This is a genomic window from Emticicia fontis (genome assembly GCF_054779675.1).
Genome location: NZ_BAAGXU010000037.1, coordinates 270,984 through 285,021 on the forward strand (window position 1 = coordinate 270,984; position 14,038 = coordinate 285,021).

General features: G+C 39.5%; 14 protein-coding genes. 7 read left to right on the forward strand and 7 right to left on the reverse strand.

Annotated elements, in window-relative coordinates:
* Positions 1-63: 63 nt before the first annotated feature.
* The gene (locus ACYVFA_RS16980) at positions 64-546 is read right to left on the reverse strand and encodes a DinB family protein (protein ID WP_460473039.1); all 483 of its coding nucleotides are present in this window, start codon (positions 544-546) and stop codon (positions 64-66) included.
* 103 nt (positions 547-649) lie between these two features.
* Here ACYVFA_RS16980 and ACYVFA_RS16985 point away from each other — a divergent pair, with 103 nt between their 5' ends.
* Together ACYVFA_RS16985 and ACYVFA_RS16990 are read left to right on the forward strand one after the other, a co-directional pair.
* Entirely contained in the window at positions 650-1,243 is a 594-nt protein-coding gene (locus ACYVFA_RS16985) for a class I SAM-dependent methyltransferase (RefSeq protein WP_460473040.1), read from the forward strand.
* A 47-nt stretch (positions 1,244-1,290) separates the two neighbouring features.
* Positions 1,291-1,812 (forward strand): acyl-CoA thioesterase, encoded by a 522-nt coding sequence (locus ACYVFA_RS16990; RefSeq protein WP_460473041.1) that lies wholly within the window; start codon positions 1,291-1,293, stop codon positions 1,810-1,812.
* Positions 1,813-1,819: 7 nt separating this feature from the next.
* Here ACYVFA_RS16990 and ACYVFA_RS16995 read toward each other — a convergent pair whose 3' ends face one another.
* The 3 genes from ACYVFA_RS16995 to ACYVFA_RS17005 are packed head-to-tail and all read right to left on the reverse strand — an operon-like array spanning position 1,820 to position 4,711.
* The gene (locus ACYVFA_RS16995) at positions 1,820-2,632 is read right to left on the reverse strand and encodes a polysaccharide deacetylase family protein (protein ID WP_460473042.1); all 813 of its coding nucleotides are present in this window, start codon (positions 2,630-2,632) and stop codon (positions 1,820-1,822) included.
* Positions 2,607-3,566: a glycosyltransferase family 2 protein gene (locus tag ACYVFA_RS17000; RefSeq protein WP_460473043.1), complete on the reverse strand. Its 960-nt coding sequence runs from the start codon at positions 3,564-3,566 to the stop codon at positions 2,607-2,609. Before ACYVFA_RS17000 ends, ACYVFA_RS16995 begins: the two co-directional genes overlap by 26 nt.
* Entirely contained in the window at positions 3,548-4,711 is a 1,164-nt protein-coding gene (locus tag ACYVFA_RS17005; RefSeq protein WP_460473044.1) for a glycosyltransferase family 87 protein, read from the reverse strand. The genes ACYVFA_RS17000 and ACYVFA_RS17005 overlap by 19 nt, the downstream gene beginning before the upstream one ends.
* Before the next feature lie 176 nt (positions 4,712-4,887).
* Between ACYVFA_RS17005 and ACYVFA_RS17010 the strand changes: the two genes are divergently transcribed.
* Together ACYVFA_RS17010 and ACYVFA_RS17015 are read left to right on the forward strand one after the other, a co-directional pair.
* Complete coding sequence (locus ACYVFA_RS17010) at positions 4,888-5,373, forward strand: hypothetical protein (RefSeq protein WP_460473045.1); 486 nt, start codon at positions 4,888-4,890, stop codon at positions 5,371-5,373.
* Between the two features lie 104 nt (positions 5,374-5,477).
* The gene (locus tag ACYVFA_RS17015; RefSeq protein ID WP_460473046.1) at positions 5,478-6,947 is read left to right on the forward strand and encodes an outer membrane protein assembly factor BamB family protein; all 1,470 of its coding nucleotides are present in this window, start codon (positions 5,478-5,480) and stop codon (positions 6,945-6,947) included.
* Positions 6,948-7,016: 69 nt separating this feature from the next.
* Here ACYVFA_RS17015 and hpf read toward each other — a convergent pair whose 3' ends face one another.
* Positions 7,017-7,379 carry an HPF/RaiA family ribosome-associated protein gene (gene hpf / locus ACYVFA_RS17020; RefSeq protein ID WP_460473047.1) on the reverse strand — a complete coding sequence of 121 codons (363 nt, stop codon included), beginning with the start codon at positions 7,377-7,379 and terminating at the stop codon, positions 7,017-7,019.
* Between the two features lie 461 nt (positions 7,380-7,840).
* On the opposite strand from hpf, the gene ACYVFA_RS17025 reads away from it, so the two are divergent.
* The 3 genes from ACYVFA_RS17025 to ACYVFA_RS17035 all read left to right on the forward strand — a co-directional run bounded on the left by ACYVFA_RS17025 (position 7,841) and on the right by ACYVFA_RS17035 (position 12,464).
* Positions 7,841-9,367, forward strand: a complete 1,527-nt coding sequence (locus ACYVFA_RS17025; RefSeq protein ID WP_460473048.1) for a zinc-binding metallopeptidase family protein — start codon at positions 7,841-7,843, stop codon at positions 9,365-9,367.
* A gap of 52 nt (positions 9,368-9,419) precedes the next feature.
* Positions 9,420-11,864 (forward strand): TonB-dependent receptor, encoded by a 2,445-nt coding sequence (locus tag ACYVFA_RS17030; RefSeq protein WP_460473049.1) that lies wholly within the window; start codon positions 9,420-9,422, stop codon positions 11,862-11,864.
* A gap of 165 nt (positions 11,865-12,029) precedes the next feature.
* The gene (locus ACYVFA_RS17035) at positions 12,030-12,464 is read left to right on the forward strand and encodes an RrF2 family transcriptional regulator (protein WP_460473050.1); all 435 of its coding nucleotides are present in this window, start codon (positions 12,030-12,032) and stop codon (positions 12,462-12,464) included.
* 239 nt (positions 12,465-12,703) lie between these two features.
* Here the strand turns inward: ACYVFA_RS17035 and ACYVFA_RS17040 are convergent, their stop codons facing one another.
* Both ACYVFA_RS17040 and ACYVFA_RS17045 read right to left on the reverse strand, forming a co-directional pair.
* Positions 12,704-13,060 (reverse strand): lysozyme family protein, encoded by a 357-nt coding sequence (locus ACYVFA_RS17040; protein ID WP_460473051.1) that lies wholly within the window; start codon positions 13,058-13,060, stop codon positions 12,704-12,706.
* Positions 13,061-13,095: 35 nt separating this feature from the next.
* Positions 13,096-14,019 carry a M23 family metallopeptidase gene (locus ACYVFA_RS17045; protein ID WP_460473052.1) on the reverse strand — a complete coding sequence of 308 codons (924 nt, stop codon included), beginning with the start codon at positions 14,017-14,019 and terminating at the stop codon, positions 13,096-13,098.
* Positions 14,020-14,038 lie beyond the last annotated feature (19 nt).

A 14,038-nucleotide genomic window follows, 5' to 3' on the forward strand; every position in this document is an offset into this window, starting at 1 on the left:
CTTTCAGTGCCTAACCGTACTACACGCATATTCGTTCGAGGAGGATACACGTAGTACGGTGGCCTATGCATTATATATATTCTCAAACTTACTCGTAATATTCGCCTCCGGCAAAACCACTTTTAAATGATGCTTCAAATGCTCCACATAATCTTCCATAATAAAAGCTAAAGTAAAAGGTTTACTTCCTTCGATGCTTATCGTATTTTGCAGATGTGCCGGATTCACGGATTCGATGATGTGGGAAAGATGCAGATTATAAGCATACCAGAATCTGAGAATATCCTGCCAACTTCTACTATTATAATGCTGCTCTTCTACCCAGAAATCCTGTGCATAACCTACAAACTCTACGTGCGACTGCGCCATAGTCCGCACAAATTTATGATGGTTGTTTGTGGCAGAATCTATCAGATGGCCTAATATTTCCTTTTTTGACCATTTATGAGGTAGAGGCTTAATACTGGCATCTTCTTCTGAAATAGCTTGCAGGGCAGGTAAAACTTCTTGTAAAGTCTGGCGTAGATAGTCGGCAACGGCTTTCATTTTATTGATATATTTGTATTTAGGGTAAATATGCTAATAATAGGCTCGTTGTGCTAACATTTACCCACTATTTACGGTTCATACTCAATAAAATAAAAAACAAATGGATGCTTTGTTGAATGATGATTATTGGAGCCAGCGTTATACCGATGGAGAAACAGGCTGGGATATTGGCTATGTATCTACCCCATTAAAAGAGTACTTTGACCAGCTGACAGATAAGTCAGTTGCGATCCTGATTCCGGGTTGTGGAAACTCTTATGAGGCCGAATATCTGATTCGACATGGTTTCACGAATATTACGCTGATTGATATTTCGGCAGTTTTAGTAGAACGTTTGCAAAGAAATTTACAATTTTACATCGAAAATGGTAACTGTCGGGTAATTCATCAGGATTTCTTCTTCCATCAGGGGCAATACGACCTGATTATTGAACAAACCTTTTTATCGGCACTTGACCCTTCTTTAAGGCCAAGATACGCCGAACAAATGCATTATTTGCTAAAACCCGGTGGCAAACTGGTGGGTGTGATTTTTGATTTTCCGTTTGAAGGAGGCCCGCCTTTTGGTGGTTCAAAAGAAGAATATCTGGCTATGTTTGCACCCTATTTTCAACCTGTTATTTTAGAGAGATGCACTAACTCAATTCCTCCGCGAGCGGGAAACGAATTGTTTATCCGTGTCTATCGCCCTTAATAATCTGTAAACGCATATTAATCAACAAATCATATTAGAATAGTTTTATGCAAAAAGCCAGAAAAGCACAAGAGTCGCTTACAGTAATGACAGAGATGGTTTTTCCGAATGATACCAATACACTGGGAAATCTGATGGGAGGAAACCTGATGAGATTATTAGACATAGCAGGCGCTATTGCTGCTCAGAAACACTGTAATCGGATTGTTGTGACCGCATCGGTTGATAATGTTTCGTTCAAAGAAGCCATCCCATTAGGCTCAGTAGTTACCTTACAGGCCAAAGTAACCAGAGCATTCAATTCATCGCTCGAAGTAGGGATTGATGTGTGGGCAGAGAATATTCCGGCAGGAACAAAAGTCTACACCAATAAAGCCTTTATGACTTTTGTGGCTGTCGATCAGGTAGGTCGACCAATTGAAGTACCACCAGTTGAACCTGAAACCATCGAAGAAAAAGAATTATATGCGGGCGCACTTCGTCGCCGACAATTGAGATTAGTTCTGGCAGGCAGAATGAAGCCAGAAGAAGCTAAGGAACTGAAAGAGATTTTTAAAATAGACGCATAGGCCAAGCCTATGCGTTTTTTAATACCAGCTCAGGAAACAAATTGGATTGTTCTATTAACCACGAAGTGGTTTTGAAAGAAAACCCCTCACGCTGCAAAAAAGCCATCAACTCATTGAATCGCTTTTGCATTTTCTGCCCGTTGTTTCTCTTTAAATAAAAAGGATATTGAGCCCCGTTAGGTAAATCGGTATAATCTGTAAATTCCCAGGGGTGGAAATAGAGATGTACATACCCATCTGCTTCAGCTACTTTTTTACATAAATAGCAGAAATAGGCTAAAGGGTAATTATGAAAGGCTATCCAGAACAGAGGCAAACGCCATTTAGGCGATACTGAAGCCGGTACATGGACCAAGCCATTCTGCTGAAAAACTGTTCTCGGGATATGTCTGTAATCGTATCTGCCCGGCAAGTAAGTTGGGTTATAAGAAGCATTATAGGTGTAACCGGCCGCCAGCAAATCAGCATCTGAGACAGGTGCCATGCGCGGCATACGGAAACCCTTCACTTCTTTCTGCGTAATAATCTCTAAAACCTGCTTAGAAGCTCTTAAATCTTCGGTTTTATGACTCGAATGGTAATAATTATGCGAAGCCACTTCATGCTTCTTGCTCAATTCCTTGATACTCTCAGATTGTGCCTTGGCATATACCCCTGTACAATAAAAAGTGGCTGCCGCTTCGTATTTGTCTAAAATGGATGTTACACGCTCCAGACCCGTGCTTGAGGTAGTGATTTGCTCTTCCATGGCTGGCTTACCGCCATACTCAAAAGGCATATCAAATTCTTCTACATCAAAACTGAGAATAGCTGTTTTCATAAATATTATGTTCCTGAACAATGTATAATGGGCGCTCTTTATTCTGAATAAGGATTTTGCCGATATACAAACCAATAATTCCTAAAATAAATAAGTTTAATCCGCCAAAAAAAGCAATGGTCATCAATACTGAGCTCCAGCCATCAACTGCTTGTCCGCTAAGATAGCTATACAATACATAAGGCAGATATAAAAAAGACGCAAGGGCAATCGTAAGACCCAGATAAATAGCTCCATGAAGCGGTTTTACACTGAAAGAGGTAATACCCGCCATAGCCAGCCTAAACATCTTCTTGAAGGTATATTTACTTTCACCAGAAAAACGTTTATGCGGTTTATAAGGGATATTGATTTGCTTATAGCCAATCCACTGAATCATGCCACGTAAGAAAACATCCTGCTCTTTCGAGTTTTTCAGGGTTTGTGCAACCTGTCTGTCTATCAGTCGGAAATCTGCTTGTCCTGGTTCTAGAGATAAGTTACTCAGGTTATTTAATACTTTATAAAAATACTGGCTTGTCTTCTTCTTAAACCATGATAAATCACGGTCTTCTTCCCGAAGCGTATTCACAATGTTTACTCGCTTCTGTAACCATGTTTCAATCAACACCGGTATCATCGCAGGCGGGTGTTGCAAATCGCTATCCATCATGATGATGGCATCAGCATCAATCGAATCAATACCTGCTTTCAGGGCAACCTGTTGACCGAAGTTTCTTGAAAATGAGAGATACTTTACCGAACTATCTTCGCTTGCCAGATTTCTGATAATACGCAAAGTACCATCAGTACTACCATCGTTTACGAAGCAGAATTCAAAAGTGTAAGGCAGCCTGTCAATGACACTTTTAACGGCATTGTAAAAAACGAGAACGTTTTCGTTTTCGTTATAAGCTGCTGACAGAATACAGATTTTTAATCTTGAAATATCCATTTTTTGTCGGTTAGGGAGTGTTTGTCGGTTAGTAATTGGTAAATGCACGCAAACCATAAGATACAACAAGGAAATGCCTTGATTGAATAAATGATAAATAAGTGCCGTATATTGGAAGGAAAAAGGTCTGATGCTGAAAGCGAGGTAAAGACAAGCACAGTGCCAAACAATGCCCATACCCAACGCTTAATGGGGTAATCTTGTGTAATAAACCAGATGGCCACCCCCGAAACGGCTACGATATAAGTAGAGGATTCGGAAGAAGAAGAAAAGATAACTACGAAAATCAGGATAGTAGCCAGATAACGTAATTGGAAAACGAGATTAGTGTAATAATTAATCCGTAACAAAGGGGCTAATTGCAAAAGCAGACCCGGAACAATAAAAATCAGGTTAGAAAGGTTGAGTCCACCTACACGTCTGAATAAACCCATCATCGACACATCCTGATAACTGCCAATACCATGGCTTCCGGTTTGATTAGAGAGGTTTTTCTCAACCAGACTATTATACCAGTCTGCATAAGATTGAGTTACAAAAGCCGGAGAACTGATAACCATAGGCAATACAAAAAGTACTGCCGCCCAGAAGATTGACGAGTAAATATATTTGAATTTATGCTTTGAAAATAGCCAGAAAACCAGACCCACAATACCATAGAGTTTCACAAATAAGCCAATCATCACAAATAAAGGCGCCCAGAAATCTTTTTCTTCTTTCACAAAATACCATGAGAGAATAATCAATGCACCAATACTCGGATTCACCTGAACATTGTGCGAAGAGGTATTCAGGTCAACAATACAAATCATCAGCACTATCCACAAATTATTATCTTTAAGCGGAAGTGTCTTGAAAGCCATGTATAACACAAAAGCATGAAAGGTTGTCCAGAGAACAAGTGCAATATAATCCGGTAAAACAGCAAATGGCATCACAATCAAGCCAAATAAAGGCCCGTAATGGTTACTGTCAAAATATTCGTTTGGATAAAGGCTATAGAGGTTAGTTTGGGCAATAAGGTGATAGAATACACCCTTATAAATGGAGTAGTTGTTGTACGAAGGACGAAAATAGTGTATTAAACCTACAACAGCAGGCAAGATGAACCACGCAAGACGTGGAATGTCTTTTTTTCTGCTCATAAATAATAGAAATAAACTGAAATCTTCCGAAAGATAACGAAATGATTTTGAACTGCTTATATGATAAAGAAGAAATTGTTTTGAATTAATTTATTATTAATTATTGTCTGGATTTTATCACTTATATTGATACCCGAAACTAAAGTTTTCTATAAACCAATAATTGTGTCTAAAAAATGAAATTTCTACCCTTTGAAACAATTACCCTGCAAACAAAACTGACTCAAGAAGAGATAATGAGTAGATTGACAGATTTTATCGAACCGGAAGATATTTTCGGATTCAGGTTAATTTCTTATGAAAAAAGAGAAAGACCTTATGAAGGGACAATAGACAAGCTCAGGTTTAAAATAAGAAGAATTACTAATATCAGAACTAATATCCCAATGGTTATCGGCGAGGTTGAAAATGACCTTGATAAAAGGAGGATAAGTCTCAAAATGAGACTTCCCATTCTTCAAATGATAGCGCTAGGTATATGGAGTATACTCATTGGAATTCAATTGTTTAAAAACCTCTCAATAAACTCTTTTGATTTTATCACACTATTCCTCATAACCCTATTAATTTTTTCTTATATCTTCACTTTGTATAAATTTAATTCAGAAAGTTTGAAAGCAAAAATAGATTTGCAGCAATTATGGAAGGCAGAAGAGGTTTAGTTAAAGCTGTATAATTCTGGAATAAATTTACACAAACTTATTTCAGCATCTGACCAATATCATAACGACTTGCATCTCCAACTTGATAAAATCCCTGCTTTGCCATGAATCTTTTCCATGTTTTCCGCTCTCTGTTTTTGTTCCTCCTCCTATCTGGCATTTTGCCACAAGCAAGGCTGATAGCACAAGTGCCTGACGATTCGCCCGCAGCAAGGGAGGCAGCTATTGCAAGGCTGAGAAATGCTACGCCATGTATTGTATGCGATGATGCGGCTAAAATGAGTACTCCCTATGGCACAAGTTGCAATAGTCGGGCTTTTCAGGCGGCACCAATTTTGGGAGCACCACAAAAACAATGGGAAACAAATCCGGGATGGTGGGGTGTCTGGCCACCTTTTCTGGTAGGTAATCTGATATTGACAGGCAGCTGCAACAATGATGGCAATGCAGGATTATCGGCAATAGATAAAAACACAGGGAAAACAGTCTGGCGAATCAGCAATATTTGCACTACTGGCAATCGCAGAGGGTCTATGGGCTATATAACTTTTTACGAACTTCCTTCAGGAGAAGTACTCATGATATACCCACGCGAAGATGGAAAACCCACAGACTATTATGTCGTAGACGTAAAAGCAGGCCGTATTGTAAGAACACTTGTACCTGTAAAAATAGGACCTACAAGAGGTAGAGGCGGAGTCTTTACTGTACTCAATCAAAGTTCAAATGAAGGGTATAGTTATATCAGTGCCCTTAGTGCAGATTTGAACACTGTTCTCTGGCAAAACAAAGATTTCCGGCTGGCTATGCCAGATAAGCTCGATCCATTCTATACACCTACTTTCACCGCACCTGCCATCTCTGACGGCATCCTTTTTCAAACGGCCAGAAGCAAAGACCAGACTGAGCCACCAACCCGGCAATTGCACGCCATTGATTTAAAAACAGGTAAAACGCTTTGGAGACATACCGACCAGCCCGACATGGCCAAACGAGGCAGTAAAACCTATCGGTCAGACGATGGTATTCCTATGGTAGCAGATGACAAAGTAATAATCAGAATTAGAGCCGATAGAGGAGGAGTACAATACACCTCAGCTCTACGAGCCCTTGATATGCACACCGGCAAGATTTTGTGGACAACCAGTACAAATAAGTCTGGTTCGATGATGGAAGTAGCTGGTCGTGTAGTGGCTTGTAATAGGTTAATAGCCGAGCTAAAAACTGGTAATACACGTGAGTTGGTGAGTTTTAACCTTGCTGACGGAAATATTGTATGGCTTAGACCCTTACCACAAAACGCTCAGTTAATGGCCTCTTCCGGTGGAGTTTTTTATGTGGGCGAACGTCTGTTAAGTGACAATAATCAATGGAAAGATACCCGCTTGCAGGGTTTTGATGGCAAAACCGGAACGCTGCTCTGGACAGTGAGCCTGCCCGACTACTATCTAGGCTTAGGTACAAACAATCAATGGGATATTGAGAACCCAAACGCCATTACCCCAAGTTGGACTATTGACAGCGATGGCGCTATTTATGGTGTTACACTGAAAGGGGTATTTAAGTTGAAGTAAATGTTGGAAAACCCCACAAAAAAAGCGGCAGCCTCCTGAGAGACTGCCGCTTTTTATCTGAAAACCTGATTAATACTCATCTTCAACCAACTCTTCCGTTACGGTTTCTAATTCAGGTTTTTTATGCTCAACTATATTTTTCTTGTCTTTAAATTTTTTAATCTGGGATTTTAACACTTCTAATACTAAATCTGTAGCTTCTTCAAATGTATCTCCTTTTTCTTCTACAAAAATTGTCTGGCCTGGAACGTTTAGTTTAACTTCGATGTGCTTTTTATGAACTTTACTTTTTTCACCCTTTCCTAATTTCAAAAACACTTCGGCATTGGTTACACGGTCGTAAAAGGTGTCTAATTTATTTAACTTGTTTTGAATGAAACCAACCAATCGTGGGTCAGCATCAAAATGTACTGCATGCACATGAATCTTCATAACTTACTCATTTAAAGTTAAAAAATAAATTAACTGTCCAAATTCATCAATTCAGGCATCTAAGTTGTGTTTTGTCATAACTGAATCCATGAATCTGAGTTTTCAAAGAACTAATCTTTGAACTAACCTAGTGAAAAAAATAATACCAGTCAAGAAGAATCTAAAGAAATTTTCAGACGGATATATAACTCATTGAATCTCAAAGCATTGCCGTTTATATATGAACTACCGTATCTTATAAAGGTCCCTAATTGCTAAAAAAAGGACAGTTTAACCTGGTTTTGTTTAAAATATATCAGGATTTTAAGTAATTGACTTTCAGTTGTTTATCTGCTCTTTCTTAGGCTTCTTCTTTGCAAAACAGATGCAGAAATGACTATATGAATTATGCATACATTTTAATGATTATCAAGCAAATTCTAAACCAATTTTCTATTTTTGCTTCACACAAACGAATATTTATGAAACGTTGCCTTTTTGCCCTCTTATTGTTGGCTCAATTGCCCATTTTTGCCCAAAGTCCACTTATCGAGCAGGTTAGAAAATACCGCCAGGCCAACGAACACACTTTCTTGACTGAGTTCATGGGTTTGTTGTCAATTCCTAATGTAGTTTATGATACAGTAGGTATTCAGAAAACGGCTGCGTATATAGTAAAAATGATGGAGGAGAGGGGAATAAAAACAGAATTACTGGATGCCAAAACCAAAGGTGTGCCTCCGGCAGTATATGGTGAAGTAAAAGTGCCCGATGCTACTAAAACTGTGATATTCTACGCGCACTACGATGGGCAACCTGTCAATCCAAACCAATGGGCAGAAGGTATTGAACCGTTCAAATCAGTATTTCTGGATGCGCCCTTAGAAAAAGGAGGCAAGATTATCCCTACACCTAAATCCACAGAAGGCATTAACCCCGAATGGCGAATTTATGGCCGGAGTGCTTCTGACGATAAAGCAGGTGTTTTTGCCATTTTATCGGCATATCAGATATTGAAAAACCTGAATATCCAGCCTTCAGTCAATATTAAATTCTTTTTTGAGGGAGAAGAGGAGGCCGGTTCTACCCATCTGGCCGAAATATTAGAGAAACACACCGATAAACTCCGTTCAGACCTCTGGATTATCTGCGATGGCCCTGTGCATCAGTCAGGCCGCAAGCAGGTAGTATTTGGTGTGAGAGGAGATGTAAATATGGAGGTGAAAGTATATGCCTCTAAAAGACCTTTGCATAGTGGGCATTATGGTAACTGGGCGCCTAATCCGGCTATGATGCTGGTTAGGTTATTAGCCTCTATGAAAGATGATGAAGGAAAGGTATTGATTAAAGGATTTTATGAAGATGTAGTACCATTTACCGCAACCGAAAGGAATGCCATTTCCCGTGTTCCGTCTGTTGATGACCAAATGCGAAACGAATTAGGTTTTATGAAACCCGAAGGTGGAGGGAAATCGTTGGTAGAATTAATCAATTTGCCTTCCCTTAATATCAATGGCATTGCCAGTGCCAATGTGGGTAAGATGGCCGCTAATGTGATTCCTACTTCGGCTACTGCGGCTTTAGATTTGCGGTTGGTTTTAGGTAATGATGTGCAGAGACAGGTAAAGAAGGTAATAGAACATATAAAAGCACAAGGGTATTATGTAACACAGAATGAAAGTATCACTGACGAAGAGCGAATGAAATATCCGATGATTGCCCGTGTACAAGTAGGAAAAGGCTATAATGCTCAGCGCACTAAAATGGATTTACCGATTGCTCAGAATGTAATTAAGGCCATACAATCGACCGTAAAAGAAGAAATTGTACTCATGCCGAGTCTGGGCGGAAGTTTACCCTTATTTTTGTTTGAAAAGTACTTAGGAACACCTACTATTACGGTACCAATTGCCAACCACGACAATAACCAGCATGCCGAGAACGAAAATATCCGGATTCAGAATATCTGGAATGGTATTGAAACTTATATAGCGCTGATGAAAATGTAATAATTTGCCGACTAAAAAAGTTTATAATATACACACATTCAACCTGATGACTATGAAAAAACTACTGTCGATTTTTGCTGCTGCCGCCATGCTTTTTGCCTTTACCTTCAATGAAGATCTGGCTGAAAGCATCGTGAATCAATTTAACAAATATGCTGGGACGTATCCACAAGAAAAAGCCTATCTGCATCTCGACAAACCCTACTATACTGCCGGAGAAACCATCTGGCTGAAAGCATACCTGATAGAAGCAGCTACCAATGTGTTAGATACTGCAAGTATTCCACTCAATGTCGAATTGATTGATAATCAGTTAGGGATGGTAATCAGTAAGAAAATGCTGAAACTGGAAGGTGGAATGGCTGCAGGTGATTTTGATTTGCCTGATAGCCTACATTCAGGGTATTATAGCTTAAGAGCCTATACCAACTGGATGCGAAATTTTGACGAAAACCTGATGTTCAGCAAAGATTTTAAAGTACTTAAAATTGGTGAAGATATTCAGCCAACCAAATTCAATCCGCAGGATATAGAATTCCAGTTTTTCCCTGAAGGCGGACAGATTGTAGAGGGCATGGATAATAAAATGGCTTTCAAGGCCACCGATAGAGTAGGGAATGGGATAGACGTGAGTGGAATTATTGTATCAGGGAAAGGAGATACCGTAATGACTTTTGAAAGTGAGCATCTGGGAATGGGTGTTTTCAATTTCAAGGCTTTGCCGGAAGAAACCTATACAGCAAAAATCAAATACCGCAATATCTTCGAAAAAGAAGTGCCTATGCCGGCTGTTGAGAAACAAGGATATGTAATGGGTGTAGAAGCAGTGGTTGATAAAAGCACGATTCGGCTATATGTAGGAAACAATTATAATAAACCCAAAGGCAGTGGCGAGATTGTGGTAGTGGGGCAATCGCAGGGAAGAATCTGCTACGTAGCCCGGACTCCGGCAAGCAATAAGGCCATGTTGGTGAAGATTCCTAAAGACAAATTCCCGGAAGGAGTTGCACAATTTACTGTTTTTGATGAAACGGGTCGCCCAAGGTGTGAGCGATTGGTCTATGTCTATAAAGAAGACTTTATCAATGTGAGCATCACACCTAATAAACAGGTTTATTTACCTAAAGAAGAAGTAAAACTGGAAATAGAGGCCAAAGATATGGACGGGCAACCAGTGGCTGGTAACTTCTCGGTCGTTGTGTCAGATGGCAAGCAAGTATTAATGCCTCAACATGAAGAAAATATCCTTACTTATCTCTTATTAAGTTCAGATGTAAGAGGCAAGGTAGAACAGCCGGATTATTATTTCTCTCAGACCAAACCAGAGGTGCGTCGACACATGGATATTCTGCTGATGACCCAAGGCTGGAGACGTTTTAAATGGGACGATATTCTGAAACCAACTTTAGCCGAGCCACGTTTTGCTTTAGAGAACGGCCTGAGCATTTCTGGTGAAATTACAAGGCAAAATGGGAAGGTATTTGAAAAACCTGTGAACCTCACTTTCATGATGTGGCTAGAAGACGATAATCGTCAGTTTGGTATGGGTGAAGCGGCCGTTGACGGAACTTTTGGATTGCATAACCTTGATTTTAATGGCACAGGTAAAATACTGGTTCAGGCAGTGGCTGGAAAATTGAATCGTAATACCAAGATTTTTATCAATAAACCACAGCCACCCAAATTAGACAGAAATCCTATTCCGTTTAATCCGATTATGTTTGATGAAAACGATTTAGCTGATTATCTGAAAAGAACGAAAGAAGACCTGGAAATTAAAAAAATATTGAAAGATCGTAGAGAAAAAATGCTGCAAGAAGTGACTGTAAAAGCCAAAAGACAAGCCGAAAGAGAAGACAGAGTATTATACTCTCATGCGTCTAATACGTTGAAAGTTACTCCTGATATGGGAAATTATGGTAATGTAATAGACTTGTTGAGAGGAAGGATACCAGGCGTGCAGGTTACAGGTAGCGGAATGGACCCATCAGTCATTGTAAGAGGGGTTAGTTCATTTGTTGGCTCTTCTGAACCAACGTTTTTATTAGATGGAATGGCCGTTGATAAAATGACCTTGCTCAATATTCCGGTTTTTGATGTTGACAGGATTGATGTATTGAAAGGTGCCGATGCAGCTATTTATGGGTCAAGAGGAGGGAATGGGGTCATATCAGTTTTAACAAAACGAGGAAGCCCTAGTAGTAATGGCCCTTCGCTAGGCATAGAAGTGATTGAGATAAATGGCTATTCGGTAGCCAAAGAGTTTTATTCGCCTAATTATACCGAAGCTCGTATGGAGGATTTTCAGGCAAATGCCCGACCTGATTACAGGTCTACTATTTATTGGGCTCCAACCGTAAAAACCAGTGCAAACGGTAAAGCCACGCTTTCGTTTTTCAACACAAATGCAGAAACAACTGTTGATATAAGGCTGGAAGGTATGGCTTTGCTTGGGATGCCTGTGCGGGCAAAAAGTAGTTATTCAGTAAAAAAATAGTTATCTTAGCTATAAATATGGGCTTCATATGATTTTAATGAAGCTGAATAGGTAGATTTATTGCAAAACCAAGAAAAAATTTTACTTTTGTTTGATTCATCTGAGTATATATGTAAATATGTGCCGAAAAAGAATCAAGCAAAACTCACGTCAGCATACTAATAAATGATTTCTAAAAAAGCAAAATATGCACTAAAAGCTTTGAAACTCCTTTCGGAAAGGTTCGAATCAAAGCAACCGGTTCTTATTGCTGAAATAGCCGAAAAAGAAAATATTCCAAAGAAATTTTTGGAAGCCATATTGCTCGAACTGCGAAACAACGGCATATTGCATAGCCAGAAAGGAAAAGGAGGGGGGTACCAGTTAAGGCTTCCACCTGAGCAAGTAACAATAGCCAAAATAGTACGGATTGTAGACGGGCCTATCGCACCGATGTTGTGCGTTTCATTACACTTTTATGGTAAATGTGATGATTGTACAGATGAAGTAACCTGCCGCATCAGACCGATTATGGAGAAAGTAAGAGACGCCAACCTGGCAGTTTATGAACACACCACATTAAGGGACCTGATGGAAGAAACACCACTACTCGCGGTTTAAAATATCAGCAAAAGAATACTAGATAGCCCTCTTACCGAGGGCTATTTTTGTATGCGCGATTCCTGGTGTATTAAATATTTTCTACGGATTTAGAAGCAATGAAAAAGGACGATTGATTGAGAGAAAAAAGAGAGGTGAATGACCTCTCTCTTTCGAATGTTTGTTCATAAATGCAATTTAATGCATCACACAATATGTTAGACGCTGATTTTATGATTGGTCACGTTTCGGTTCAGAATCTATATAAATAAATTGTTCGATAGCTCCTTAGTACTTTTGATATTAGAGATTCCCGAAAGAACCTGAATCAATCCCCAGATGGCACCTACAATAACCAGATAGGAGAATTTATTGCCAATCTGGAAGAGAATGATTGAAGTGGCTAATCCGGCACCAAACCAGATACTACCTCTGATTATTTTGGTCCTAGCATTGCTTTGTAGAAATCTGATATACGCCTCTTTTGAGATTTTAGTAGCCATTTCTTTCTCAATCCCGCTCTCAATCAAAGCCCTGCGTACCTGTATGGGCGACTGACCTTTGGCAAGATAAGATTGTGCATTTTCTACTTCATATTTTATTTCAAAATCTTCCATTACAGGCGCCTCATAAGTTTTACGTTAACTAAGAACTAAACTCTCGAGCGTCTTTTTTTCTTCTCATTCTTAGAAGGAAAATATAAACGATCAACACTTGAACTACTTTCTTTGGATGCTAATTCATAGATAATTTTTGGAAAAACTTTAGCCTTCACCTTCATCGGTCTGATATTCCAATGATAAGCCAGCGGTTTTAAATCTGCGGCAATTCGAGGGTCGAGAAGAGTAGCGGCATTTTTTAGCCAACCATATGTATTAATAGGAGTTGGATTGCCCTCTTCATCGATTCTCAGGTAAGTCAAGTGCAGATGCGTGTCCGAACGTTTCATGGCTGCATTATAGCCTGTGCGACCAATGATAGAGATTTTTTGCCCTGCTTTCACCATGTCGCCTGTTTTTACGTAGATTTCTTTCTGGTGTGCGTAGTACCAGAGTCCGCCTGTAGTAGTATCATATACCCATATATAATTACCCCCTCTATATTCGCTTCCCGGTTGCCAGTTGTTTTCTGTACCTATCACAACACCATCGCTTACAGATAAAATACTTACATAATCTCCGGTTCTATCGTCTTTACAATCCTGATTTTTGTCTTTGATAAAAATATCATGTGCCGGATGGCTGCCTTTGGCATTCTGGTCGAATAAATCATAACCTGATGCATGGAAACCACTGCCGTTTTTTCCGCCAACAGCCCGGTAATCAAAGCCCATTAATGGGAAAAAGATACTCACCTGCGAAGAATCATAAGAAACTGCTGGGTTTGCCTGTTTAAAAATATGCATCATTTGCTGGAAACGACTGCGGGCTTCTTCAGGTGTTGCTCTATATTCACGAATATCAACCAAAAGCGGTTTAAAACCGTTAATCGCACTCTGATAGTTTTCATAAGTAATGCCGGAAGTATCCTTCTGAAATATCAGAAGGTTTAGACAAAAGGCAAGAATATTAATCATACTTTTCAATTATTGAATG